Annotated in this window: 23 protein-coding genes and 2 pseudogenes; 16 read left to right on the forward strand and 9 right to left on the reverse strand. The window is 53.4% G+C overall.

Annotated features, from left to right (window positions below):
• Positions 1–20: 20 nt before the first annotated feature.
• The 6 genes from FKN99_RS04935 to FKN99_RS04960 are packed head-to-tail and all read left to right on the forward strand — an operon-like array spanning position 21 to position 5,152.
• Positions 21–1,343 (forward strand): enolase C-terminal domain-like protein, encoded by a 1,323-nt coding sequence (locus FKN99_RS04935; protein ID WP_172116879.1) that lies wholly within the window; start codon positions 21–23, stop codon positions 1,341–1,343.
• Positions 1,340–1,774, forward strand: a complete 435-nt coding sequence (locus tag FKN99_RS04940; protein ID WP_172116880.1) for an RbsD/FucU family protein — start codon at positions 1,340–1,342, stop codon at positions 1,772–1,774. The genes FKN99_RS04935 and FKN99_RS04940 overlap by 4 nt, the downstream gene beginning before the upstream one ends.
• Positions 1,771–2,568, forward strand: coding sequence for an amidohydrolase family protein (locus FKN99_RS04945; RefSeq protein WP_172116881.1), 798 nt, complete (start codon positions 1,771–1,773; stop codon positions 2,566–2,568). Before FKN99_RS04940 ends, FKN99_RS04945 begins: the two co-directional genes overlap by 4 nt.
• A complete protein-coding gene (locus FKN99_RS04950; RefSeq protein ID WP_172116882.1) occupies positions 2,565–3,554 on the forward strand; it encodes an aldo/keto reductase in 990 nt (329 codons plus the stop codon). The genes FKN99_RS04945 and FKN99_RS04950 overlap by 4 nt, the downstream gene beginning before the upstream one ends.
• Positions 3,551–4,402, forward strand: a complete 852-nt coding sequence (locus FKN99_RS04955) for a fumarylacetoacetate hydrolase family protein (protein WP_172116883.1) — start codon at positions 3,551–3,553, stop codon at positions 4,400–4,402. The genes FKN99_RS04950 and FKN99_RS04955 overlap by 4 nt, the downstream gene beginning before the upstream one ends.
• Positions 4,403–4,405: 3 nt before the next feature.
• Entirely contained in the window at positions 4,406–5,152 is a 747-nt protein-coding gene (locus tag FKN99_RS04960; protein ID WP_172116884.1) for an SDR family NAD(P)-dependent oxidoreductase, read from the forward strand.
• Between the two features lie 130 nt (positions 5,153–5,282).
• On the opposite strand, the gene FKN99_RS04965 is transcribed toward FKN99_RS04960, so the two are convergent.
• Positions 5,283–7,457 carry a malate synthase G gene (locus FKN99_RS04965; RefSeq protein ID WP_172116885.1) on the reverse strand — a complete coding sequence of 725 codons (2,175 nt, stop codon included), beginning with the start codon at positions 7,455–7,457 and terminating at the stop codon, positions 5,283–5,285.
• 182 nt (positions 7,458–7,639) lie between these two features.
• On the opposite strand from FKN99_RS04965, the gene FKN99_RS04970 reads away from it, so the two are divergent.
• Both FKN99_RS04970 and FKN99_RS04975 read left to right on the forward strand, forming a co-directional pair.
• Positions 7,640–8,635, forward strand: coding sequence for an alpha/beta hydrolase (locus tag FKN99_RS04970; RefSeq protein ID WP_172116886.1), 996 nt, complete (start codon positions 7,640–7,642; stop codon positions 8,633–8,635).
• 28 nt (positions 8,636–8,663) lie between these two features.
• Positions 8,664–9,242 (forward strand): NADPH-dependent FMN reductase, encoded by a 579-nt coding sequence (locus FKN99_RS04975; protein ID WP_172116887.1) that lies wholly within the window; start codon positions 8,664–8,666, stop codon positions 9,240–9,242.
• A gap of 134 nt (positions 9,243–9,376) precedes the next feature.
• Here the strand turns inward: FKN99_RS04975 and FKN99_RS04980 are convergent, their stop codons facing one another.
• Positions 9,377–10,549: an MFS transporter gene (locus FKN99_RS04980; RefSeq protein ID WP_172116888.1), complete on the reverse strand. Its 1,173-nt coding sequence runs from the start codon at positions 10,547–10,549 to the stop codon at positions 9,377–9,379.
• A gap of 89 nt (positions 10,550–10,638) precedes the next feature.
• Between FKN99_RS04980 and FKN99_RS04985 the strand changes: the two genes are divergently transcribed.
• Entirely contained in the window at positions 10,639–11,550 is a 912-nt protein-coding gene (locus FKN99_RS04985; RefSeq protein ID WP_172116889.1) for a LysR family transcriptional regulator, read from the forward strand.
• A gap of 72 nt (positions 11,551–11,622) precedes the next feature.
• Here the strand turns inward: FKN99_RS04985 and FKN99_RS04990 are convergent.
• Positions 11,623–12,285, reverse strand: a pseudogene (locus FKN99_RS04990) (ATP-binding protein); the annotation flags it as partial.
• Positions 12,286–12,426: 141 nt separating this feature from the next.
• Here FKN99_RS04990 and FKN99_RS04995 point away from each other — a divergent pair.
• From FKN99_RS04995 to FKN99_RS05015, 5 genes are all read left to right on the forward strand, one after another.
• Positions 12,427–13,107 (forward strand): TnsA endonuclease N-terminal domain-containing protein, encoded by a 681-nt coding sequence (locus FKN99_RS04995; protein ID WP_172116890.1) that lies wholly within the window; start codon positions 12,427–12,429, stop codon positions 13,105–13,107.
• A complete protein-coding gene (locus FKN99_RS05000; RefSeq protein ID WP_172116891.1) occupies positions 13,100–15,028 on the forward strand; it encodes a Mu transposase C-terminal domain-containing protein in 1,929 nt (642 codons plus the stop codon). Before FKN99_RS04995 ends, FKN99_RS05000 begins: the two co-directional genes overlap by 8 nt.
• The gene (locus FKN99_RS05005) at positions 15,025–15,909 is read left to right on the forward strand and encodes a TniB family NTP-binding protein (protein ID WP_172116892.1); all 885 of its coding nucleotides are present in this window, start codon (positions 15,025–15,027) and stop codon (positions 15,907–15,909) included. The genes FKN99_RS05000 and FKN99_RS05005 overlap by 4 nt, the downstream gene beginning before the upstream one ends.
• The gene (locus FKN99_RS18085; RefSeq protein WP_083868672.1) at positions 15,909–16,997 is read left to right on the forward strand and encodes a TniQ family protein; all 1,089 of its coding nucleotides are present in this window, start codon (positions 15,909–15,911) and stop codon (positions 16,995–16,997) included. The genes FKN99_RS05005 and FKN99_RS18085 overlap by 1 nt, the downstream gene beginning before the upstream one ends.
• A 353-nt stretch (positions 16,998–17,350) precedes the next feature.
• The gene (locus FKN99_RS05015) at positions 17,351–18,412 is read left to right on the forward strand and encodes a hypothetical protein (protein WP_236614920.1); all 1,062 of its coding nucleotides are present in this window, start codon (positions 17,351–17,353) and stop codon (positions 18,410–18,412) included.
• Between the two features lie 88 nt (positions 18,413–18,500).
• On the opposite strand, the gene FKN99_RS05020 is transcribed toward FKN99_RS05015, so the two are convergent.
• Genes FKN99_RS05020 through FKN99_RS05030 form a run of 3 tightly spaced genes read right to left on the reverse strand, consistent with a single transcriptional unit; the run spans position 18,501 to position 20,445 of the window.
• Entirely contained in the window at positions 18,501–19,274 is a 774-nt protein-coding gene (locus FKN99_RS05020; RefSeq protein WP_039857635.1) for a hypothetical protein, read from the reverse strand.
• A 15-nt stretch (positions 19,275–19,289) separates the two neighbouring features.
• Positions 19,290–20,024, reverse strand: a complete 735-nt coding sequence (locus FKN99_RS05025; RefSeq protein WP_009286196.1) for a HupE/UreJ family protein — start codon at positions 20,022–20,024, stop codon at positions 19,290–19,292.
• A 55-nt stretch (positions 20,025–20,079) separates the two neighbouring features.
• Positions 20,080–20,445: a hypothetical protein gene (locus tag FKN99_RS05030; RefSeq protein ID WP_039857633.1), complete on the reverse strand. Its 366-nt coding sequence runs from the start codon at positions 20,443–20,445 to the stop codon at positions 20,080–20,082.
• A gap of 128 nt (positions 20,446–20,573) precedes the next feature.
• On the opposite strand from FKN99_RS05030, the gene FKN99_RS05035 reads away from it, so the two are divergent.
• Positions 20,574–20,849 carry a metal-sensing transcriptional repressor gene (locus FKN99_RS05035; protein ID WP_051051813.1) on the forward strand — a complete coding sequence of 92 codons (276 nt, stop codon included), beginning with the start codon at positions 20,574–20,576 and terminating at the stop codon, positions 20,847–20,849.
• 34 nt (positions 20,850–20,883) lie between these two features.
• Positions 20,884–22,254 carry an MFS transporter gene (locus FKN99_RS05040; protein ID WP_009286195.1) on the forward strand — a complete coding sequence of 457 codons (1,371 nt, stop codon included), beginning with the start codon at positions 20,884–20,886 and terminating at the stop codon, positions 22,252–22,254.
• 33 nt (positions 22,255–22,287) lie between these two features.
• Here the strand turns inward: FKN99_RS05040 and FKN99_RS05045 are convergent, their stop codons facing one another.
• The 3 genes and pseudogenes from FKN99_RS05045 to FKN99_RS05055 form a co-directional block, all read right to left on the reverse strand.
• Entirely contained in the window at positions 22,288–24,057 is a 1,770-nt protein-coding gene (locus FKN99_RS05045) for a hypothetical protein (RefSeq protein ID WP_009286194.1), read from the reverse strand.
• Positions 24,058–24,137: 80 nt separating this feature from the next.
• Positions 24,138–24,986, reverse strand: a pseudogene (locus FKN99_RS05050) (YifB family Mg chelatase-like AAA ATPase); the annotation flags it as partial.
• Positions 24,987–25,123: 137 nt separating this feature from the next.
• The gene (locus tag FKN99_RS05055; protein WP_172116893.1) at positions 25,124–26,005 is read right to left on the reverse strand and encodes an ABC transporter substrate-binding protein; all 882 of its coding nucleotides are present in this window, start codon (positions 26,003–26,005) and stop codon (positions 25,124–25,126) included.
• Positions 26,006–26,078: the final 73 nt, after the last annotated feature.

Genomic DNA, 26,078 nt, shown 5'->3' on the forward strand with positions numbered 1-26,078 from the left:
TATGAATTCGGGGTTCAAATATGACTGCTATTACTGCCATTGACCTTATCGATCTGCGATTTCCTACGTCAGACAGTAGCGATGGATCTGATGCTGTTAATAAGGATGCAGATTACTCCGCCGCTTATCTCCGGCTTATAACGGATGATGATGCGCTCTATGGATGCGGGTTTACTTTTACCATAGGGCGTGGAAATGATATCTGCCTTCAAGCGGTTAACGCATTAGCCTCTCGCTTCGTCGGACGTGATGTGGCTGAGTTATGCGATAAGCCTGGGCAAGCCTACCGTGAACTTGCAGAGGACTCTCAGCTTCGTTGGCTCGGGCCAGATAAAGGGGTCGTTCACTTGGCTCGTGCCGCTGTGATGAATGCGGTATGGGATCTTGCAGCACGCCGAGCAGGGTTGCCGCTCTGGCAATATATCTGTGAAATGGAACCGGCTGATCTCGTCAATCAACTCGACTTGAGCTACCTCTCTGATGTGCTGACGGCCGATGAAGCCATCGCTATGCTGGAAGAGCAGCGCCAATATCGTGAAGAACGAATTTCCGATCTCAAGGATCATGGGTTTCAGTGCTATACAACATCCGCCGGGTGGCTGGGGTATTCGGATGAAAAGCTTGAAAGGCTCTGCCGCGAAGCGATTGAGGAGGGCTATCAGCATATCAAGCTTAAGGTCGGTGCAAACCCTGAAGACGATGAGCGTCGACTTGGTATCGCTCGTTCGGTAATTGGTTCGGACAGATCGCTAATGATCGATGCCAACCAGATTTGGGATGTGCCAGAAGCGATCCAGAGAGTGCGAGAGCTAGCCCATCACAATCTACTATGGATTGAAGAACCCACTAGCCCTGATGATGTTTTAGGCCACCGCGCTATTGCCGATGGTGTTCGCGACGAGGGCATTGGCATCGCGACCGGTGAGCATGGTATGAACCGTGTACTGTTCAAACAGTTACTGCAAGCCAACGCTGTAGATTTTGTTCAGATCGATTCCTGTCGACTCGCCAGTATCAACGAAATTATTCCTGTCTTACTCATGGCTAAAAAATTTGCGAAACCCGTGTGCCCTCATGCTGGTGGTGTCGGGCTTTGTGAGCTTGTTAGCCACTTGGTGATGATTGATTACGTCGCGGTCTCAGGCCCGGTGGAGGGACGTGTTGCCGAATACGTGGATCACCTTCACGAACATTTCGTTGACCCTTGCAGAGTTAAAGACGGGGCTTACTTGCTGCCAGCAGCTCCTGGCTACTCTGCGGAAATAAAAGCGGAGTCGCTGGCGAGTTGGGCTTGGCCGAATGGTGCTGAGTGGAAGAAGCGCCGAGACGGAGCCGCCGTATGATTAAAGGACGCGTTCTGCATCCGGCGTTGCTTTCTGGTCTAGCCGAGGCAGGCCATGGAGCGCAGATTCTCATTGCTGATGCGCTTTATCCGCATTCAACGGGGGCGCCGTCTACTGCCCCAAGAGTCCACTTGAACCTCTGTGCAGGAATGATTCCGGCTGCCGACGTTTTAAAGGCGGTGGCAGAGACGATTTATGTGGAGTCTGCGATTTATATGCAAACGGCCGAAGGCGGTGCCTCTGAAGCTGTTAAGGAATTTCAGCAGTTGCTGGCTTCGCATGTTCATCGTGGCGGAGAAGACATCATATGGTCGAGTTTGGCGCGGATGGAATTTTATGCGGCTTGTCGTGAGCCCGACGTATGTCTTCTCGTTGCTACCGGTGAAACACGCCCATATTCGAATCTCTTGCTGACGGTCGGCGTGCCATGATTATCGATACACACCTTCACATCTGGGATACGTCAACTGTCCATGTTTCGTGGCTTGCTCAAGCAGGATTGCCATCCAAATCAGCCATTCCCGAGCGGGTTGAAAAACGCCAATACATTCTCGTTGAAGCCGATGCCGATGACCCAGTCAAGGAAGCTGATTGGCTCGCTGATATAGCAGAGAAGGACTCGCGGGTTTACGGCATCGTGGCCGGTGTGGCGCTCGAGGCACATGACGCTGCTGAAAGACTGGAAAGAGTTACAACGCTACCCAAGTTGGTTGGTGTGCGTAGGCTTCTACAGGATCGTAACCTCTTCAACTCGCCTTATCTCTTACAGGGAATGAAAAGACTTGCAGACAACGGCATTCCGTTTGATGCCTGCGTTAGAGCCGGGGAATTACCTGCACTCACCCAACTGCTTTCGCAAGTGCCTGAGCTTACTGTGGTGCTGGACCATATGGGAAAGCCTGAGGTTGGTAATAAACAGGCCATGTTCAATTGGCACCGAGACTTGGCATGTCTTGCGGAGCTACCCAACGTACATTGCAAGCTCTCCGGATTACCTGCGGAATGCCAAGGGTCTATAGCGCTGGAAGATGTTACGGCTGGCGTGGTGGGGGCCGCCGTTGAGCTTTTCGGCCCTCAGCGTTGCCTACTCGGCAGTGACTATCCCGTTAGCCTGGATACCTACGATTGGTGCTTGCGAGTATTAGAACTCTTGCCTGCTGAACACCGTGCGCCAATTGCCCACGAGAACGCCCTTCGTATCTACTCAAGGAGACCAAGTCAATGACCACATCTTCTCGTTTACCTAATAAGCTCAACACCTCTTTTAGTGAGTTGGGGTTCGGTACGGCACAATTTGGAAACATGGGCAAAAAGGTGGCAGAGCAGGCGTGCATTGATGCCGTGGAGGCCGCATGGGAGGGCGGACTAAGGTTCTTCGACACCGCCCCACATTATGGTTTAGGGCTTTCCGAAGAGCGGATTGGTAGAGCGCTTAGTGGGCAGTCGCGCAAGGATTACGTTATTTCCACCAAGGTGGGAAGACTGCTAAGAGAGAACCCAATGCCGCAGGGTTCTGATCATCAAAATGGTTTTCTTGTCCCCGATAATCTAACGCGCCTTCGTGACTACACAGCCGATGGGGTACAGCGCAGCCTTGAAGAGTCGTTGGGGCGGCTGAAACTCGACGCTGTCGACATTCTCTGGATTCATGACCCTGAAGAGCCGACTGACCGCTTCGACGAAGCGATCAGCGGTGCGGTACCCATGCTGAACCGACTTCGCAGCGAAGGGGTTATTTCAGCGTGGGGTATTGGTTCTAAAGACGCCACTATGCTGCGCCGTTTCGTGGATCATTCCGATCCCGATTTAGTCATGCTTGCCGGTAGGTATACCTTGCTTGAGCAGGAGCAAGTGGGGTTGATGTCAGCCTGTCAGGCGAAAGGAGTGGGCGTTATTGCCGTTGGGATTTTCAACTCTGGATTACTTGCGCGCGAAGAGCCGTCCGAGGACGCGTGGTACGAGTACGGCCCCGCACCAAAGTGGGCGCTGGATCGGACGCGGCAGATTGCTGCGGTGGCGCGCGATCATGGAGTGAGCCTTCCGGAGGCCGCGCTGCACTTTCCCAAGCGGCATCCTGCTGTCGTGAATGTTATGGCCGGTATGCGTTCGGTTGCGCAAGTTGAGAAGAATCTTGCGCTAGCATCATCCGAAATACCCGAAGCATTCTGGAATGATCTGCGGGCCCAGGGTCTGCTAAAGGAGGAAGTATGAAGCTGTTACGCCGTGGTGAACTTGGATATGAAACGCCGCTTGTTGAGATTGATGGAGTGTTGTACGACGCTTCGTCGGTAGGTGATTTTGGCCCCGAATTCTGGGCCTCTGGCGGGGTGCGACAACTCAAGGAATTGGTTGAAAAAGGTCGTCTTACCGCTGTTAATATCGACGATAATATTCGCTATGGCTCCCCCGTGGCTACCACTTCAGCGGTGATCTGTATCGGTCAGAATTACGCCGCCCATGCGGCTGAGTCCGGTGCGGAGCCGCCGAAGAGCCCTATCGTTTTTCTCAAAACGCCCAATACCATTGCGGGCCCAAATGACACCGTTACCATTGCTCGTGGCTCCCTGAAGACTGACTGGGAGGTTGAGCTGGGTATCATTATCGGTAGCACGGCCGCCTACTGTGATTCTTTGGAAGATGCGGCGCAGCATATCGGCGGCTATGTATTAGCTAACGACCTCTCCGAGCGAGCGTTCCAGCTAGAAATTTCAGGAGGTCAGTGGAGTAAGGGTAAATGCAGCCCCGGCTATATGCCATTAGGACCTTGGATCGTAACGGCAGATGAATTTAATCCAGCGGATGTGAGATTGCGCTCTTGGGTTAATGGAGAGTCTCGGCAAGATTCCCGTACAGCCGACATGATATTTAGCTGTGCCGAGATCGTGCGCGATCTTTCCCAGTACATGCAACTTGAGCCAGGCGATGTGATCTCGACAGGAACGCCTCAGGGAGTCGCTGTATCTGGACGCTTTGCGTATCTGAAATCAGGCGATGTCGTTGACGTCGAGATTGAAGGATTGGGTCGTCAACGCCAAACCTATCGAGCTTGGGAGGAGTGAGTTATGTCTGCACGCTTTGAAGGTTTGGTGGCCCTTGTGACCGGTGGCGCCTCAGGGATTGGCGCAGCGATCGCCGATCTTTTGGCTAAAGAAGGAGCCAGTGTTGCCGTTCTTGATATTGTCGATTCAGGAAATCGGCACTATTGGCAAGAGTGTAACGTTGCAGATAGTACCTCAGTGAACCGTGCCGTTCAGGCGACTGTTGATAAGTTTGGGCGCTTGGATATTGTAGTCAATAACGCTGGCATTGGGGCCCAAGGGAGTGTCGCTGATAACTCAGACAAAGAGTGGACTCAATCATGGGAAATCAATGTTGCTGGGATGGCGCGTGTGTCCCGAGCGGCACTGCCTCATCTAAGAAAGTCAGCGTCTGCATCGATTACGAATATGGCCTCTATCGCCTCTAATGCGGGTTTGCCGCAAAGAGCGTTATATTCCGCCACCAAAGGGGCTGTACTCGCATTGACCCGAGCGATGGCTGCTGATCATGTGCGTGAGGGCATTCGGGTGAATTGTGTGGCCCCAGGAACTGCTGATACTCCATGGGTTGGGCGGCTCCTGCAACAGGCTGATGATCCAGCGGCGGAACGTACAGCGCTAGAGGCACGCCAGCCTCATGGCCGACTTGTTAGCGCAGAGGAAGTAGCCCAAGCGGTAGCCTATTTGGCAGACCCTGCCAATCGTTCCTCAGTGGGCGTGTGTCTTCCCGTCGATGGTGGGATGGAGTCACTGAGGTTGAGGCCGCAGTAAACGATAACAGGCCCTGCCTTTTCGCAAAGGCAGGGCCTGTTATCGTAGTCGATTTCTACTAAAAGCCCCTCAAGGTGCAGTCATTTCGCACCTTAAGGGGCTGTTTAATAAGCGCTATCAAGATAGGCGTTTACTTCGCTTTATGCACCTGGCGCCATTCGTGAAGCAGCGGCTCGGTGTAGCCCGACGGCTGTACGCGGCCTTTGAAGATCAAGTCCGATGCTGCCTTGAACGCGGTGGAGTCCTCAAAGTGACTGCTCATCGCGGTGTAAGTGGGGTCACCGGCGTTTTGCTCATCGACGACCTTGGCCATGCGCTTGAGGGTTTCTTCAACGCGCGGCGCATCGACAATGCCGTGATGCAGCCAGTTGGCAATATGCTGGCTGGAGATGCGTAGCGTGGCGCGGTCTTCCATCAGGCCTACATCGTGAATATCCGGCACTTTGGAGCAGCCCACGCCGTGCTCTACCCAGCGCACCACGTAACCCAGAATGCCTTGGCAGTTGTTATCCAGCTCCTGCTGAATCTCGTCATCTGACCAGTTGGGGTTTTCCGCCACTGGGACGCTGAGTAAGTCGTCCAGGAAGTCGGGCTCGCCCAGCGCTTCAAGCTCGCGCTGAACGTCGGTGACATTTACCTGATGATAGTGCAACGCATGTAGGGTAGCGGCCGTGGGTGAAGGTACCCAAGCGGTGTTGGCACCGGCTTTTGGATGGCCGATTTTCTGTTCCAGCATGTTGTGCATTAAATCGGGCATAGCCCACATGCCTTTACCGATCTGGGCGCGACCGCGTAGACCGCAAGCAAGGCCTACTTGTACGTTGCTCTTCTCGTAGGCGGTAATCCACGCGGCGGATTTCATGTCGCCCTTGCGGACCATGGGGCCTGCTTCCATGGCGGTGTGCATCTCATCGCCGGTGCGGTCCAGGAAGCCGGTGTTGATGAACGCCACGCGTGAAGAGGCCTCGGCAATACACGCCTTGAGGTTGACCGTGGTGCGGCGCTCTTCGTCCATGATGCCCATCTTTAGGGTGTCGCGGCTCATGCCAAGGATATCTTCTACGCGGCCAAACAGTTCGTTGGCAAATGAAGCCTCGGCAGGACCATGCATCTTCGGCTTGACGATATACACCGATCCGGTGCGCGAGTTACGCGGCTGGTCGGCATCTTTTTTAAGATCGTGCAGGGCCAGCAGCGAGGTAACCACGGCATCGAGAATACCTTCCGGCAACTCGTTGCCCTCCTCATCCAGAATCGCGGGCGTGGTCATCAAATGGCCCACATTACGCACAAACATCAGCGAACGGCCGGGTAGGGTCACCTTGCCGCCTTCGGTGGTGTTCCAGGTGCGGTCAGCGTGCAGCTTACGGGCGAAGGTTTTACCGCCCTTGTCGATGCTCTCTTCCAGATCGCCCTTCATCAGGCCGAGCCAGTTGCTATAAACGCCTACCTTGTCTTCGGCATCCACGGCAGCCACGGAGTCTTCGCAATCCATAATGGTGGTGAGCGCGGCTTCAACGACCACGTCTTTTACGCCCGCCGGGTCGGTTTTGCCAATGGCGTGACTGGCATCGATCTGGATTTCCAGGTGCAGGCCATTATTGGCTAGCAGAATCGTCTCAGGAGCGGACGTTTCGCCAGTAAAGCCAATCAGCTTGCCGGAATCTTTTAGGCCAGTTTCCCGGCCGCCTTCCAGCGTAACGACCAAATGGCCGTCACGAATTGTGTAGTTAACCGCGTCGCGGTGGGAGCCTGTGGCCAGCGGCGCGGCACGGTCCAGAACGCCTCGCGCATAGGCAATGACTTTAGCGCCGCGCTTGGGGTTAAAGCTTGTGCCTTTTTCCGCGCCGTCTTCCTCGGAAATAGCGTCGGTGCCGTAGAGCGCGTCATAAAGACTGCCCCAGCGCGCATTCGCCGCATTCAGGGCGTAGCGGGCATTACTTACCGGCACCACCAACTGTGGACCTGCCTGTATGGCAACTTCGCGGTCGACATTGGCGGTGGTCGCTTTTACGTTGGAAGGCAGGTCGGCCAGGTAGCCGATCTCTTGCAAAAACGCCCGGTAGGCTGGCATGTCGCTAACGGGGCCGGGGTTCTCGCGATGCCATGCATCAATTTTTTCTTGCAGCGCATCACGCTCTGCTAGCAATTGTTTATTTTTTGGGGTCAGATCATGGAACAGGGCATCGACACCGGCCCAGAAGGCGCTTTCATCAACGCCCGTGCCAGGTAGTGCCTGCTCGTTAATAAAGCGGTCCAGCTCGGTGGCCACCTGCAAACGGTGGCGCGTGATACGCTCGCTCATGGGGTTTCTCCTGTGAAGGTGCCCGTGGGTGGTGAATGGCCACGGCCAGAGTAAAATAAGCGCAAAATACATTTATGGAAAATACTTCCACAACTGTGCAGGCATGTAAACAGCGTAGACGTTAAAGCGGCACAATGCTCGACCAAATGATAAGAAAGCAGGGCGCTCATAGAGAGGTTTGGATGCAGGATTTCCAACAGATGGAAAGTTTGTTTCGGCAAACGGCAGGCGAATCAGTCTTTTCCCGATTAGTACCGGGTGAAGCGCTGTGGGACGTCGTGAAGGGCTATTTTCTGCATTATGGTCTGGAAGCACTCTTTGAAAGCACCGATGAGGTGCATGCAGGCTTTATCGATACCGGCCGCTTTGCCTTGTGGTGCCAAGTATGGAGCCCACCCAATCCATCAGGCACAGCCTTTGTGGTGCACGGCTACTTTGACCATTTAGGCCTTTATCGTCACCTGTTAACGCACCTGTTGGCCAAGGGCTGGCGGGTAGTGCTATGGGACCTGCCGGGTCATGGGCTTTCGAGCGGCCCACGCGCAGAAATTGAAGATTTTGACGACTATCAGCACTGCCTCACCTACATGCAAAACACCCTGATCACACTAGGCATAGCTCCCAGGCCGTGGTTGGGTGTTGGGCAGAGTACCGGAGGTGCGATTCTTGCAACCGACGCACTCACCCGGCGAGAAGAGGCCGGTTGGGATGGCCTGGTGCTGCTCGCGCCGCTGGTACGCCCTTGGCGGTGGACTCAGGCGAGTTGGATGCACCTTATCGCTAGCCCGTTCTTGAAGGATCTTCCGCGTAAATTTCGGCCCAACTCAACCGACGAAGCGTTTACCGAATTTCTGCGTGATCACGACCCACTGCAGCCCGAGCGCTTAAGTGTGGCGTGGGTAAGTGCCATGCGGCGCTGGATGCCACGCCTGCTAGCGCTTGAGCCTGTCGACGTGCCAACATTGATTTTGCAGGGTGAGCAGGATTTGACGGTTGATTGGCAGTGGAACCTGAGCGTTCTAGCACAAAAATTTACCGCCGCCGAGATTCACTACCATCCGGAAGCACGCCACCATTTAGTTAACGAAGCAGAGCCGATTCGCGAGGCCTTGTTTAGCGCTATCAACACGTTTATTGACCAGATGCCTGGCGGGCCGCATGAGCCTGTCGAACCCTAAATAGCCTGTTATTAAGGAGCCCAATCGAATGAGCGTAGTACCCAAGGTATTAGTATTTGCTGGAAGCAGCCGCCAGGATTCACACAACAAACAGTTGGCGCGGCTGGTTGCCAAGCGCATTGAGGCGTTGGGCGGCGTGGCCACGTTTGTGGATTTGAAAGACTACCCGTGCCCTCTGTTTGATGAAGATATTGAAACCCAAGGCGTTCCGGAGAACGTGCTTAAACTGCGCGAGCTGCTGGCTGATCACCAGGCGCTGTTTATCGCCTCGCCGGAATACAACGGCTTTATCACCCCGCTTTTGAAGAACACGCTGGACTGGCTGTCTCGCCCTTATGAAGATACGCCGGGCCTGGCACTTTATTCAGGCAAGTGGGCTGCGCTGGTGTCGGCCTCGCCTGGTGGGTTAGGCGGCATTCGTGCGATGCCGCTGGCCCAACAGTTGCTCGCCAATCTAGGCTTGATCGTACTGCCGCAGCCGATGTCGCTCTCCAAAGCGCACACCGCTTTTGATGAAGCGGGCACGTTTATCGAAGAAGCCAATAGCAAAAAACTGGATGCGCTCTGCCAGCGGTTAGTGGATATGCTGGCGTGTACGCGTCGTTAAAACTGCATCGCGAAGCGCCTTAAGGGACACTTTGATGGCGGGCCCTGACGTGAGGCCGTTGCGTCACGCCTGGCCCCATCTGTGCTACATTGCCCGTGTACTCCTATACTCGACTGATATTGTTTGAACGGATATTAATGCGATATGGTGCAGGGCTTCTTTTTATTGAAAGCGGCTGTTAACCATAGTAATAGTGCCAATATTAAGGCGTGAACCATCATAATAGCGATTGTTACCCCCGCCCAGCCCCCGGCGCTATAAAGCGTCGCGGAACATATTGCCCCTAGCGCTCCTCCTCCGTAGTAAAAAAAAAGGTATACACCGCTGGCAAATCTGACCGGTACTTTACGCACTTGGCTTAGCATTGCCGTCGTTAAAGCTTGCAATAGATAGGTAGCTATTGAGAAGAGAAGTACACTAAAAATGACCAGGTAATAATTCTTCGTCATTAGAAGCATAGAACCCCAAAGCAATGCCAGTAAAATTATAAGGAGCAGCGTCTCGTTCTTAGAAATATACATCTTTGGTACGGTGATAACTGCAATTATTGCAGGTAAACAGGCTAGATAGATAAGCCCTATTTCTCCAGCCGTTTTACTGTAGGGGGGGTAAGATAGTGCGATGCCTAAAGCAGTAAATACCGAGCTTTGTGTAAATAAAAGCCCGAAGCCTATGCTGTAGATCATGATAAGCGTTTTATCAGACAGTGCGTGCCTAAGTTGTTTAAAATAAAATGTTTTCTCATCATCATTGTTAGTCGTTGTGGTAATGGTGTTAACGTGTTTTTCATGCGCCATGATGAGCAAGGCTAAAAGTAGTAGCCCTGCACAGGATATAAAGCCCCACTGCCAGCCCATAGTGTCGATAGCGAAGGCAGGATAAAATCGGCTCAATGTGCTGCCCATGATTGTTCCAGTAACATAGCAGCCAATCCACTTAGTGCGCTTTTCCTTACATTGCGCCTGACCTATTATCGTCATTCCAGACGTCAGGATACAGGGCAATATGATACCTTGGAAAAAGCGTATGAGAAATAGAGCTTCCAGCGTTTTACTTATAGCTATACATGCATTAAAGGTTATTGATATATAGATTCCAAAGATGATTGTTTTTCTGGGAGGCAACTTATAGGTTAGTTTGCTGGCAAAGGGGGCGCATAGCATCATGCCAAAGAGGCTAGCCATGCTTAGCCATCCCGCTTGGGATATTTCTACAGCATATCGAGTTGCCAGCCAAGGATAAATAGCTTGAGTTTGGTATAAGTTAAAGAATGCGCTAGATGATGCTAATGTTATAAAAATGCGCATAATTGAAGGCTCTGTTTAGAAGTTTTATTAAGCTATATAGGTTTTTGTTTAGATGGAATGTCTTTTTTTATCTCACGGTGAGTGGTTTTATGTTTGAGCTTAAACAGTTACGTTATTTTGTGGCAGTAGCAGAGGAGCTTAACTTTAGGCGGGCGGCCGAGCGTTTACACATAACTCAGTCGCCACTTAGTCAAACAATAAAAAATTTAGAGGAGGTGCTAGATGTAAAACTATTTTTAAGAAATACGCATGGGGTACAGCTAACGCGTGCAGGTGAGGTTTTCTTGATAGAGGCGATTAATCTTTTATCATCGGCAAGGCAAAGCCTGAGCCTTGTTCGACAAGCTGATGCCGGTGAAGCAGGTTCTCTCCACATAGGTTACTCCGCTAGCGCTATTTTTTCGCCAGTGTTTACCTCAGCGCTGGCCACAGTGCTTGAAAAAAGGCCTCATCTTACACTTCAGCTTCATTACGGAAATGCGCTTGACCACCTTTCCTCGCTGCGTTCGGGCCATCTGGATGCGGCTGTTTTAAGAGCAGATATACCTGAAACTGCTACCAAGGGCTTGAGAAAACATCTCTTGGGAGAAGAGCCACTTTATGTCCTCATCCATCCAGACCACCATCTTGCCCAAGCCCATCGACTCTTTCTTAAAGACCTAAGTAACGAGCGATTACTTTTACAACCTGCCACCCAGCAAACCTTTCTTCGACGTCAGATCGAATGCTTGTCAGAGAGTGCCGGGCTATCATTGGCGAATGCTTTAGAGGTGCCTGATATTTCAAGCATGCTTTGCTTCGCCATGGCCAGGATTGGCATAGCCGTGCTGCCTAAGAGTGTGGCTGAAATTTCGTCCAGTTTAGTCTCAGTCCCCTTGGCAGATATTGCATCCAATTGCCCGCTTATCCTTGTTACCGCTTCTGAAAGCCCTGTTGTAGTAGCACTGGAAACGTTGATTGATAAGAAGTGCCTGGATTTTTCGCTGCCAGGTAAGCAATGACATACCTATAATTTGATGACCTGACAGGCAATGCCTAATTCAGAGAACTATATACGCTGCTCAGCCACTTCATTAAGCACCCTTCAACAGCCTATCCAGCTGCCGATAGCCAATGGCCTCGATCAGGTGCGGTTGGGTGGGCTTGGGCTCGCCCTGTAGGTCAGCCAGCGTCAGTGCTACGCGCAGCACGCGGTGGTAGGCGCGGGCGGAGAGCTTGAGCTTTTCCAGAACGCTGGCAAGCCAGGCGCGCTCTTCATCGTCAAGTGCGCAGGCGGCTTCCAGGGCTTTACCGCTTAACTGGCTGTTGAGTGCGCCGCGCGCCATTTGTCGCTCTCTTGCGGCCATCACGCGCTCGCGCACTGCTTCTGATGATTCGCCCTGGGTCTGGGCGGTGAGTTGTTCAGGCGGTAGCGCGGGAACTTCGACCTGTAGATCAATACGATCCAACAGCGGGCCGGAAAGCCGCGCCTGGTAGCGCTGAATCTGGCTGGCGGTACATTGGCAACGTTGGCGTGGATCGCCCAAATGCCCGCAAGGGCAAGGATTCATAGCGGCTACCAGTTGAAACTGAGCTGGGTATCGGCGTTCATGGCTGGCCCGGGCCAGATGTATTTCGCCTGTTTCCAGTGGCTGGCGCAGAACTTCTAACACGTTGCGGGAGAACTCCGGCAGCTCGTCTAAAAAAAGCACACCGTGATGGGCAAGCGAGATTTCTCCTGGTTTGGGTTTTGAGCCACTGTCATTTTCAGCAATTAATGCGACCCTCAGCGCGTAATATCGGGCTATTATGGTAGTCTGTACAGGATTGAATGCGACAGAATTAATAGAAATTGCTGCGACAGGCTGCGTTTTATTTAATATTTGGTGCGACTGCTCATGCCACTGCCTACATCTGTTCGTAACATCGGCCCTACCCGTCGAAGCGTGTCTGGCTACTATGCCTTTCGCGGGGAGGAGTCTATTGCGTTCGAGTCGACGCTTGAACGTGATTTCCTCATCAAGGCTGACTTTGATGTAAGCGTCCTTGGTGTGATTTCCCAGCCGTGCGAGATTCCGTTTCATCATCCCGTGACCGGTAGGTGTTACACCTACACGCCTGATTATTTGGTTTATTACCGTCTCGGTAACCGTCATTACAGGGATTACCCCAAACCTCTCTTGGTGGAGGTCAAACCACGGGAAAAGTGGCAAGCACATTGGCGTGAATGGTCGCCTAAATGGAAGGCGGCGATGCGGCATGCTAGCAACGAGGGATGGTCGTTTAGCATTCATGATGAGAGCCGCATTCGTGATAAGACCCTGGACAACATCACTTTCTTGGCGCGTTACAAACGAATGGTGTTTCCCTCTGTTGAAAGCCAGGCAGTGCTCAATACGGTGAGGGAGATGGGGGTAGCGACCTTGGATTACCTGCTGTCTCGGCACTTCATGGGTGAAATTTATCGGGCAGAGGGAATTGCACACTTATGGCACCTGCTGGCGACTCGGCAGCTAGATTGCGATATGGCTCAATCCTTTAGCCTTCTATCAGAGGTGTGGGTACCCGATTATGAATAATCATCGTGACAACACAGCTGAACCCAGTAGCGGCGTCGCCCAAACACGCCAGCACTTGCAGATCACGGTGGGCGAGCAGGTTCAGAAAGATGGCACCGTTTACCGAATTTCTCAGGTGCTCGATTTTGAGACGGTCATTGGTATTGCCGTTGAGTCCGGGCGTAGTTGCCCGCTTCGCATCAGTGAATTAACGCCTCTCAATAGCGAGTCTGCTCCGCCTGAGCAGGATATGTCCGAGATTGGGGATGCTGATTGGCGGGAGGCCGAGCATCGTTTTTCCATCATTAAGCCCTTGGTGGATCGCCATACCGTAGGGCGAGATGCAGCGGAGGAACGTGCTAAACAAACGGGAGTGGATACGGCCACGATCTACCGCTGGCTGAAGCGGTACAGGGCAACGGGCTCGGTACTCGCCTTGATTCCTCAAAAGCCAGGGTGGAAGAAGGGGAAGTCGCGTATACCCGCGCATGCTGAGGCGGTGATTCAGGAAGTCATCAAAGACGTGTATTTGACGCTGCAGCGTCCCTCAGCACAAAAGGCGGTACAGGAGGTCATGCGTCGCTGCCACGAGCGGCGCATTGATCCGCCGAGCCCTGGTACCGTTCGTGCTCGTCTGCGTGACATCCCAGAGCGCGACCGATTGCGTGGCCATGGCTTTAGAGAAAAAGCGATTAATAAGTTTCAGCCGGCTGCCGGGAAGTTTCCCAATGCGGATTATCCGTTAGCCGTCATGCAGATTGACCACACGCCTGCCGATATTATTTTGGTTGATGACGTGCATCGCAAACCGATTGGCCGTCCATGGATTACGTTGGCCATGGACGTGTGTACTCGCATAGTCACGGGATATTACTTGTCGTTTGACCCGCCCTCTGAAACATCCGTTGGCATGTGTGTGGCTCACTCCATGCTTCCTAAAGATGAATGGTTGCTGCTGCATAACGTGAAGGCAGAGTGGCCGGTATGGGGCACTCCTGCCACGATTCATGTCGATAACGGCCCAGATTTTCGCTCAGAGACGTTTCGGCGCTCATGCCTAGCCCATGGGATCAACCTTGAATTTCGGCCTGTTAAGCAGCCTCGTTACGGTGGCCACATCGAGCGGTTGCTGGGCTCTCTTCTCAAGGAGATCCATAACCTGCCTGGGACGACCTTCTCCTCCATCAAAGAGAAAGAGGGGTACGATCCAGAGAAGCACGCGGCCATGACGAAAAGCGAGTTTGAAGAGTGGCTGGTGACGTTGATTTGTAAGGTTTACCACCAGCGTCTTCATTCTGGAATTGGTATGTCACCGATGCGGAAATGGGAAATCGGTGTGTTTGGCAATGCTGACGTGCAGGGAGTGGGCTTAGCGCCACGGCCTGCTGATAGACTTTCTGTATTGCTCGATTTTTTGCCCAGCTTTCAGCGCACGATCCAGACCTTTGGTGTGACCATCGATGGCATGAACTATTACGATGAGGCGCTAAGGCCGTGGATCAATGCCAAAGATCCAGATACGCCAAACAAGAAACGCACCTTTGTGTTTCGGCGTGACCCTCGTGACATTAGCGTCATTTGGTTCAAAGACCCGGAGCTCGGGCACTATTTTCGCGTGCCCTTTGCAAATCTCGCCCTCCCCTCGATGAGTGTTTGGGAGCATGCCCAGGCCAAAGCGCGCCTTCGCCAGGAAGGCAGGAGCTCGGTCAATGAGTCTGAAATCCTACGCGCTATTAGTGAACTGCGAACCCATGTGGAAGAGTCGCAAGCACGTACCAAGCGAAGTCGCCGTCAGGCACAACGACGTAAAGAGCATGAGAAAAAGGTGACGCCTGCTGATCCCCTTTTACATGCACACTCAACCGCAGCTCCCAAAGAATCACCCACTCAGGGAGACGGTCTCTTATCGGGTGATATCGATGTGAACTGGGACATAGCATGAGCACACACCTTCATCCTGATCTTCGTCATGTCTTGGGGCTGTCCGCTAAAGAGCGAATGGAGTTTATGGATCAACCGCGATGGTTGGGGTATCCATTGGCTAATCGTGTCATTGAGGTCATGCGTGGGCTGATGGAGAAGCCTAGTCGCCCTCGTATGCCTAACCTTTTGCTCGTGGGTGACTCCAACAACGGAAAGACAACCATCGTTCAACGGTTTCGTAAACAGTACGGTGAGGGCTATGTGAATGAAGACGTAGAACCGGTGAAACCCGTGATCGTCACTCAAGCCCCACCGAGTGCCGATGAGAAAAGTCTGTATATCGCAGTGCTAGAGAGCTTTTGGGCTCCCTACCGTCCTACAGACCCGGTTCCCAAGCTGCGCTACCAGGTGATTCATCAACTGCGTGCTTGCCATACGCGGCTGCTGATCATTGATGAGTTCCACTCACTGTTAACCGGTGGAGCCGTCAAGCAGCGGGAAACGATGAATGCCATTAAGCTCTTATGCAATGAGTTGATGATTCCCATCGTTGGTGTGGGTACGCAGGATGCTGTGCGTGTGCTGCATTCAGATCCGCAGCATGCGAGTCGCTTTGATGTGGTTGCATTACCGAAGTGGGAGCTCAATCAGGAGTTTCAGAAGCTGCTTGCTGGCTTTGAGAAGATCCTACCGCTCAAACACCCTTCCCAACTGCATGAGCCACAATTAGCTACTCAGCTCCACGCGATTTCTGGCGGTAATTTGGGTGACCTGCACCGGCTGCTGATTGAGTGTGCAAATGCCGCTATTTTGTCTGGAGCTGAGCGCATCGATGAGAAAATTATTCAGAGTAAATCGTGGGTGCGGCCAACCCGTGGCATTAGGGAAGTGATGCTGTAATGCCGTGGGCGCTGAGTGTGCCTCTGTTGCCTGAGGAATCCCTTTCTTCATGGTTGGTACGGGCGGCGTTGAGACAGGGATGTGATCCTTTGTCGCTCACTGGGGCTATTTGGCCAACATGGCGTATATGGATAAGGGATATTGATAGGGAAATTCCCCTCGTCAGAATGCGCCCATTAGTCAATGCCTCGGGGATCTCTTACGCTGATTTTCAGAAGGCTGGGATGAGGGACGATTGTGAGAAAGTGGCTGGTTACTCATTACCGGAAACGCGGACTTGGCCCTGGTTGTTAGCACTCGGCAGCCGCAATCGAACCCGCTATGGAGGACAACAGGTATGCACGTTGTGCTTGGCAGAGGACTCAACCCCCTACTTGCGCCGACACTGGCGATTCGCTTGGCACATTGGGTGCCGCTTTCATGGGGTGCAGCTGATAGATGAGTGCCCAGCATGTAAGGCCCCGATAGAGCCCCATCGCCTGTCAGCGGAAGATCAACATTTAGCTCAGTGCAGCCGGTGTCATGACGATTTTAGGAAGGCGGTGTGCACGTCGTATTTACCTGAAGCGTTCAGTTTCCAAGTGATGGCGGATCGTGTTTTAAAATCGGATAACGTGACGTTTAGGCAGGCCTCTATCGCACCTGCCGATTGGTTTTCTATGGTGACCTTCTTTCTTAGCGTTGTACGGCGTGCAAGTCGGAGGCCTGCGTCACCCCTCGGCGATGCGCTTCTATCATTGGGCATTTCGGTTACGGATTGCCGAATGCCTGTGTCTGGGTTGGCGTTTGAGCTGCTGCCTGTCAACGAGCGTTGTGCTTTATTAGCGGCGGTGGAGCGTTTGCTAAGTATAGGCCTTGAAAAAACGTTTAGCGCTCTGGTCGATTGTAATGTCAAAACGAGTGCGCTTCATGATCCCCGAAAGTCACCCCCCGTTATGTTGTTGCCGTTGTTATCACGGTTATCTCATCACCCGCATGGGCCACATCGCCGCCGCGCTCAACCGGATCATCGCCCTACGTCGGAACGCGCAGTGAGAGCCTCATGGGCGCGTTTAAAACGGAGAATGAAAGCGGAGCCAACCTCTTGAAGCAACACAAAACGGTAGACTGCGATGAGTGTGGTCGAGAAGTCTCCAAATTGTGGCGACGCCATAAGGGGCATGGTTACTGCTCAACTTGCTATGCTCGGGTGTTTAAGCGGCGAATGTGCCCACGATGTGGTGAGTTAGCTCGTCTGCCTAAGAATGACCCAGAAGCCGTCTGTCGCCAGTGTGATGTCGACAAACCGTGCGCGCGATGTGGGAAAGCCAGTTCAGACTACAACATCGGCAAGGTCACTCCCTACGGCCCTGTTTGTAACGCCTGTGCTCCCTATTTTAGAGAATCAGAGCCTTGCGAGGCGTGTGGGAAGCCGTCTCAACGTCTTACCCGGGTGACTCGTATGGGAAATGACCATCGCTTATGTCCAAGCTGTGCGACGGCAGACCACGGTACCTGCTCTGCGTGTCGTCGACATCGCTTATTAGTGGTGGCATCTAGCGGTGATGCATTGTGCAAGGCCTGTTATGAACAAGGTGAGATTACCTGTCCATCTTGTGGTCATCCTATGCCAGCGGGGCGAGGCGATGTCTGTGAGCCCTGCTACTGGACGCGGACATGTCGTAAGCGGGTCACTATTGGCCAAGCTGGCATCAGTGCCAAAGCGTTAAGTGAGGCATTTGGGGAGTTTGGTGAATGGTTGATTCGCACCACGGGACCGCATAAAGCGGCACTAAAGATCAACACCTTCTTATTATTCTTCCTTGAGCTCGACCAGGCATGGTCACGCATACCAAGTTATCTGGAGCTGCTCCATCACTTTGGGGCTGAGGGGTTGCGGCGAGTGAGGCTCCCTATGCGCTGGTTGCATGAAGAGAAAGGGGTTGAGCCGGATCATCAGGCCAAGCGCATAAGCTCGGAGAAACGGCGTATTCAGGCGTACCTCAGTTCCATGCCGTCCGCTTCGTTATCAGAAAGTGTGCTGCAAACCTATTGGCAGCAATTAGAAGCACGTATTGAGGCGGGCAGAACGTCCCATACGTCCGCACGCTTTGCACTAAGCGCGGCAGCCGCATTGTTACTCAATACTGACCGAGAGGGACAGCGGCTACCTAATCAGGGCGATGTGGACAGTTACTTGAGTGCGGTGCCCGGACAAGCAGCCTCGGTGACGGGGTTTACCAATTTCTTAAATCGCCAACATGCCACCACACTGACCCCTAGGGTGGATGAGAAACGGGCAGGAAAACGGCGAAAAGAAAAGTTGGCTCGCACCATGATGCAAATGGCTAAGTCAGCTGATCAAGGGGAGGAGTGGAAGGAGCGATGGGTCGTCACTGCCATGGAATACTTTCATGACAAGAAAGTATCTAAAAAAGTACTCCGTCAGCAGGCCGTGGAGCATTCAGGGGACGGGGTTCGGGTTAGCATGGAGGGCGTGAGCTACTGGCTGCCTATTGTATAAGAGTAAAACGTTAGCTTTGCTGTTTGTCGTTAGGTGCGCTATGGGGGCCGCCCCGGCCTTTTTGGCCGGAGCGGTTCAGTTAAGGGGATCAAAGCATACCTTTCAGCTCCCCGTAGTCTCCCCCAACACGCAAGACCACGGTCACGTCGTTGTCATTGCGGTTACGGAAGAACCAGCCGTGGTTGCCGGTGAAAGCAGCTTCCAGCTCTCCCTCATCTTCGGGTACGCCACGCCCCTTCTCGTAGCTGATGGAGTTCCCATTGCCATCGCCGTGAGTGTCAAAATTAAGTGGCCCGCCGTCGGACGCCCAAGCGAATGTCGCGACAGCACCTTCTTCCATCGTTAGCTTATACTCGGTACCTTCACCCGGGGTGAGTGTGAATGTCACCTCATCACCCCATGCCGCAGTTTCTTCAGTTGCCTGGGAAGGTGTCTCCTCAGCGGCAGGAGCGTCAGCAAGCGCTACGTTTGCTTCAGTCTGCACCATCTCTTGACCTTCTGGTAACGAAGCGGCTACCTGCTCCGTCTCTACGTCTGAAGTTGGCACAGCAGTAGCGGTTGCGGTCGAAGGTTGGCTATCACTAGCAGCCTCTTGAGGTGCAGTGGCTTGAGCAGTTTGTTGGGCGCTGGCTTGATCGTTAGCCTGATCGAGTTCGGCTTCTTCGGCTAACTGGGTCTTGATTTCTCCCATCTCAGTCAGCCCCAGCAAGCGCCCAGCGCCGGTGGGGTCAATGGCATACTCAGCAGGTAACACAACCGTGATCAGTAAAGCGACGGCAATAACCGCTGCTATTAGCGTAGAGCGAAGTAACTGACCCGTTGATGGTAGTTCGGCACGGGTTGGAAGATCAGTGTTATACATCAGGGACTCCTTCAATTAGGCGATGAAATAGCCGGTCAGTTGATAACCCACCAGCATAAAACCAGCACACATCATGGCGACGTTGGCGGTATACGCATGGCGTAAGAAGCCAGTAGTGCGTCGCCAGAAGCCCATTACGATGAGAATAGCGCTCAATGCCAGTAGCTGGCCGATCTCTACGCCTATATTGAATGCCAGAAGGTTAGGGACGAGGCCATCGGGAGCGATATCGTACTCAATGATCTTGCTCGACAGGCCAAAGCCATGAAACAGACCGAACACCGATGTGGCTACCTTGGTGTTGGGCTGAAAGCCGAACCAGCGCTGATACGCACCGATGTTATCGAGCGCCTTGTAAACAACGGAGAGCCCGATGATGGCATCGATGAGGTAGCTATTGATGCCGATATTGAAGTACACCCCTAGTAGCATGGTCGTCGAGTGACCGATGGCAAAGAGGCTGACGTAAATAGCGATATGCTGCATTCGGTAGAGGAAAAAGATGACCCCTAGCAAAAACAGAATGTGGTCATACCCCGTTACCATGTGCTTGGCACCGAGATACATAAACGAGATCAGATGAACGCCATAGATCTCTTGGATGTAGCCCTTGTCACCTTCGGCCACCGCGTGAGCAAGCGCCTCGCCACTGGCGCCCAGTAGCATTAACAGCAGGGTTAGAAAGGCTAAGGCGTGGCGTCGGGCCATTATAGGCAAGCCGAGCGCACCCCTTACTTGGGATGGAAACATGCAACCTCCACGGGTCTGTCATTAGTCTTGGCCATCCGATGGATGGCCCCAGTCATCAAGCAACGACTGGCCGTGGAGGCCGCTCCAAGCGGTAGACACGACGCAGGGGAATACCGCGCCGTTCGCCCAGCCGCAGGGCATGACGGACGTTCGGCGCGATGGCAATGCTCGCCCCCAACCGGTCCGCTTGTTCGTGGAAGTGACTGCCGCTCTCATGAGAGAGGTGACGACCGTCATCGTGTTCATGCCCATGGGTATGCCCATGGGCCTTCTGAACACTCTCATGGTGAGATGACTCAACGCCGACCATGCTCATTGCGCCATGCGCATTCGCTTCGCCCACACTGGTAAGCAATAGGCTAGGCAAAAACAGCAGTAGCAGGGTCAGATAGCCAAGGCGGTGGCGCAGCCGATTGAGCATTTAAAGCAACCAGGACAAAAATTGACGATAAAAAAAGTAAATAACAGTTTGCTTACGCCGTAGCGCCGCGTAGCAACAATAGTTTATCATCCCTTCCAGGGGGATAGGAATAGAATAAGGGAAAGAAAATGACAATACATACACACCAGTCACATCCCGATATCATCAAGCGCTTGAACCGGGCTCGGGGACACCTTTCGAGCGTGACGCAGATGATAGAGGACGGTCGCCAGTGTCTGGACATTGCTCAGCAGCTTCATGCGGTTGAGAAAGCTATTCAACAGGCCAAACGTGCCTTGGTTTTAGATCATATCGATCACTGCCTAGAGAATGCCTTGGATTCTCAGGATCAAACGCAGCGGGCGCGGGCTGAAGAGTTCAAGGCCATTGCCCGCTACCTGTAAATACATCTAAGCCCCCTCACTTGAGGAACGCTCTATGCTCGATGTACTCGCCCATCGCGTCTATCGCCATCTCTTTTTCGCTCAGGTCATTGCACTGATTGGCACCGGTTTGACCACCGTTGCCCTAGCGTTACTGGCTCATGATCTTGCTGGGGGGCAGGCGGGTGTCGTACTAGGCACAGCGCTGGCAATTAAGATGGTCGCCTACGTGGGCATTGCGCCACTGGTGGGTGCTTACGCCTCACGCCTACCTCGACGCACGTTGTTGGTTAGCCTCGACTTGCTGCGAGCAGCCGTGGTTTGCGCACTGCCTTTCGTTACAGAAGTGTGGCAAATCTATGTGCTGATCTTTCTACTCAATGCTTGCTCAGCAGGCTTCACGCCCGTTTTCCAGGCGACAATACCAGACATCCTAGAAGACGAAGAGCAATACACGCGAGCATTATCCCTGTCACGCCTTGCCTACGATTTAGAGAATCTTCTTAGCCCGATGGCGGCAGCAGCATTACTGATGGTGATGAGCTTTGATGTCCTGTTTGTACTCAACGCTCTGGCGTTCGTGATCTCTGCCTCCCTGGTTATATCGGTGATGTTACCTGAGTCACAACCGCTAGAAGAAATTCCCGGCGTTTGGCGTCGCGTTTCTCACGGCATACGGATTTATCTAAAAACACCTCGCTTGCGCGGTCTGTTGGCGTTGAACTTGGCGGTCTCTGCCGCCGGAGCGATGCAGATCGTCAATACGGTAGTGCTTGTGCGCTCTATGTTGGGGCTTGGCGAGAAAGAAGTAGCTTTGGCCTTTGCTGCCGCAGGAGGGGGTTCCATGCTGGTGGCCTTACTGCTACCTAAGGTACTGGATCGACTGCCTGAACGACCAGTCATGCTGTTGGGTGGCATTATCATGGCGCTCAGTCTCTACTTGGGCTGGCTAGGCCCATCGTTTGCGGGGCTGGTCGGGCTATGGTGGCTATTGGGTGCAGGCGCGTCGATGGTCATGACCCCTACCGGACGCTTGCTCAAGCGTTCGTGCCAGCCGGAGGATCGTCCAGCGCTATTTGCTGCCCAATTCTCGTTGTCACACTGTTGCTGGTTGATCACCTATCCGTTGGCAGGGTGGTTAGGGCTGAATATGGGAATGACCGGAACGTTCGCAATGCTCGGAACCGTGGCTTTAACGGCGACGGGGCTTGCTGCGTTTGCTTGGCCTCGTAGAGATCCAATAGAGATTGCGCATGAGCACTCGCCTATACGTCATAGCCATCTTCACTATCACGACGAGCACCATCAACACGAGCATGAAGGATGGGAGGGGCCTGAACCTCATAGCCATCCCCACTATCATCTCAGAAATGTGCATCGGCACATGTTTGTCATTGATAACCACCATACACGATGGCCTTCGTGACACATTTCAGGCTGATAAGTGAATAGATGCCTGTTAGGTTAAATCACCACGGGTGATGCCTACTTTACTGAAGGCATTCATCACAGAAGCTTCGCAGGGAACGTTTTCATTTTTGGCTTTAGGGTGCTTGAACGTATCGGCGAATCCTGGGCAGTGACGAACGAGTTTTTGAACGACACCTTCAACGTGCCGCACGTTAGACAGCACTTGGCGCAACCAGTGTTCAAAGCTGCCTTGGTGATCCAGCGTAAATACCAAACCTTTGTAGGACGGAGGTTTTGACCCTTCCTCCCTACCGCCATTTCTGGGTTTAGGCGGGCGGCGTTGGAGTTCCATGAGATAAAGCGCTTGATCTAACACATGCACCTTGATGACGAGTACCCCGCGAGGAACCTTGGTCTGAGTGTCCATATAGACCCAATTGGCCACGGACGTTTCTACATCATCGTCTATGCCTAAGGGTTCGAGGCTAATTAACCGAGGGTCAGGGGAAGTGCTGAAGCCATCTTCAAAGGTAAACCAGCTAACGCTATGAATCGCTGTAGGATAGGCTGATTTTAAATAGAGAAGCGCATTCCACATATCACGTAGAAAGCCCTGCGACTCCAGTGTAATGGGGGCGTGAATAGACGCTTGTCCCACTCCCTTCCCTGACCCATAGGGCTCTCCAGTGGAGAAAATCGTTTCGTCACCAGGAACGGGGACGCCTCGTGTATCGGGCACGTTTTTTCGGGTATATCGTTTATCCAAGACGACGCGAGGCTTACCTAAAATAACGAATTCGTCCTCAGTAAGGTCTAGCCAAGAAGAGCCATGGTCTGGCTCTTCATCATCCGTCAGGTCAATGACATCGGGGATGTTTGGAAGCTGATGATAGGGAAATTGAGTGGGAGCATCATCGCCATCGGTGGCTGGTACTGTCGTTGACTTCTCTCTTTCGCGATGGATCGTGGCACCGTCAGGCTGAGTACAGCCTAATATCTGCAACCCTAGAAATGTCTTGCCACCATCAATCGGAACGCCAGAAACAGAGAGTTCCCCGCTTCCCTGGAACCAAGGCGTGACCTCAAAAAGTATCCTATCTTCGGGGAAGCGGGCTTCAATCTGTGAATAAATTTTTCTGGCGGCCTGTTCAGCATAGGGGTCGTACAGCATATGCGCGAGCAAAATGGCATCGTGTTTATGAACACGATACGTAAATTTGACAGGCCATGTACCTGGGGATGCAGGCGCATTAAGCGGTCGATAAAGACGTTCTTTGACCGCCTCCCAGGGGTAAGTGGCGAGCACCCGCTTGATTTCAGAGGATCGACCGTAAACGCGAGTAAAAAATTCTGTGCAAGGGATGAGCAAGTGTTTGCCATCTGGAAGGTCAAATTCGATCAGATAAGATCTTTGCTCTCTGTTCAGTGGCAAATAGTATTCATCATGAAAGGAGGTATAGAGGCTGCGCCCTGCTTTGCGTAAGTCATCTAGAGAGACTATCCGCCAGCCGCCTGGAGAAAATGAAACGGGGAATGTTCTCTCATCAAACGCGATGCGAGAGTTGCTCACCCCCTTTTCCCAGACAGAACCGATCCTCAATAGTCCGACATGTGTTAAGACCGTCGTTCGCTCAATCACATTCCCTAAATTGTTATTCTTATCAATGGGTCTGAAAAATACATAAATTTTAGGGACGCTTTCTGAGCGGGTATTTTTTTCGATAGGCCCATACCACCAAACGACCAAGCGTTCAGCTTCGTCTTTGAGAGTGCCGTCTGAAAAGCTAAAGGTTCTGCATTGTTTGAGTGAAACCGTCACAAGGGCGCGCTCTATGTAAACTCAACATAGAGATTGTCGCAGTAATTATTGTTTAGTCGCAACAATTGTTGAAAATGACAGCCACCGCCCACCAGCGCGGCGGCGCTGGCGCTATGATGCGGTTGGCGAAATGGGCGCTTGCCCCAGTCAGCATCCAGCGACAGCCCACATACCGAGCGCACGGCGGCGACCGCCAAGGCGTCTTCTTCGGAAAGCGGCGGTAGAATGCCCGGCAGGCGGCTGGCCAGCATGGTTTTACCCGTGCCAGGCGGGCCTGCGAACAGTAAATTGTGGCCTCCCGCAGCGGCAACTTCCAGCGCGCGACGCGCCTGTTGCTGGCCGCGTACATCGGCTAAATCGGCCATTGGCGCGGTGGTTTTTACTGAGGCGGGCAGGCGGTGGGGCGGGATTTTCTCCTGCCCAAGTAGGTGAGCAACGACCTGCCAAAGCGTATCCGCTGGCAGTACCGGTAAGTCACCGGCTAGTGCGGCTTCGTCGGCGCAGGCGCGAGGGATGATCAGAGCGTTTCCGGCCCGGCGCGTTGCCAGCGCGAAAGGAAGCATGCCGGGTACGGCGCGCAGCTTGCCGTCCAGCGCCAATTCGCCCGCGCACTCCATGCCTTCTAGCGCGTCTACTGGAATCTGGCCTGAGGCCGCAAGAATGCCGAGTGCGATGGGCAAATCGAACCGGCCTCCCTCCTTGGGAAGGTCCGCAGGCGCCAGGTTGAGCGTAATGCGCCGGGTGTTGGGAAAATCAAACCCGGCATTAACCAATGCGCTACGCACGCGTTCACGGCTTTCCTTGACTGCTGTTTCGGGTAACCCAACCAGCGTAAGCCCCGGTAAGCCGTTGGCAAGATGTACTTCTACATGGACGGCTGGTGCATCCAGGCCCACGCCCGCACGCGTGGCCACAATGGCTAAGGTCATTCCGCTTCCTCGCTTATTTCCTAATTCTACTTGATCAAAATAGTTAACTTACCGTAACTAAGAAAACTTTGATAGCAGGCAGGGCTTTAGGCGTGATGAGCATAGCGGGGAGATGATGCGATGTGCGGACGCCATTTCTAACGGGTGGGCTGATTGTGGCGGGAAAAGTCGTCCAAAGCGGTAGACAACACACGGGCAAAGCGTTGGGCGGAAGGTAGCGCTCCAAAGCTCCATACGGGTGGCAGGCGCAAAAAGTTGCCGCTTTGCACAACGGGCAGCTGTTGCCACAGGCCACTTTCTGCCAGCTCTTCTTCTACGCCCATGGGCACCGGGTCAACAATTACCAGCGTCGCTTCTGAATAGCGGGCAAGCACTTCGATACCTGCTAAGGCGAACCCCCAGGCGTTGGTGGGTTGGTCCCAGGCATTGTCCAGGCCAAGCTGCTCAAGCACCGCATTGTAAAGGCTGTTATCCCCGAAGATCCGCACATGGCGTGCATCCATAAACTGCATCATCAATAGCGGTGCGGTGTCAGGTTGCGCTTCACGTAGTGATGCCATTAGCGCTTGCGTATCGGCAATTAATTGCTCTGCCTGGGGCTGTCGCTCGGTGAGCTCACCCAACTGGCGCGTTAATGCCTGGATTTCCTGCCAGGTATCGGCGCCGGGAGAGTAAAGCGGAATGGAAGTTACCGGTGCGATGCGCTCCAAACGAGGCGTGAGTGCAGCAAACATCGGCGAGATCAATATCTGCTCGGGAGCCAGCTGGGCCAACAATTCAAAATTGGGCTGGGTGCGCAGCCCAAGGTCGGTTACACCTTCTGGAAGTCGCGGCTCGCCGACCCAGTCGTAGTAGTCCTTCTGTTGGGCCACGCCGCTGATCGGCGCGTCGATAGCCACCAACGTCTCGGCAATGGTCCAGTCCACCGTGGCAAATTGGGCATGGGCGCTGGTAAACGCTAGCAGGCTGGTGAGCAGAAGCGCGGCTCGGGCGAAAAAAAGCGTCACGGTACGGCGCATGAGGAAGAGCCATTTTGAAAGAAGAGCTGTATTTAAACGATAATCTTTCTTGCTTGCAACGCCGTGCAGGCTT

The sequence above is a fragment of the Halomonas hibernica genome, assembly GCF_013183775.1.
Classification (GTDB): Bacteria; Pseudomonadota; Gammaproteobacteria; order Pseudomonadales; family Halomonadaceae; genus Vreelandella; species Vreelandella citrativorans.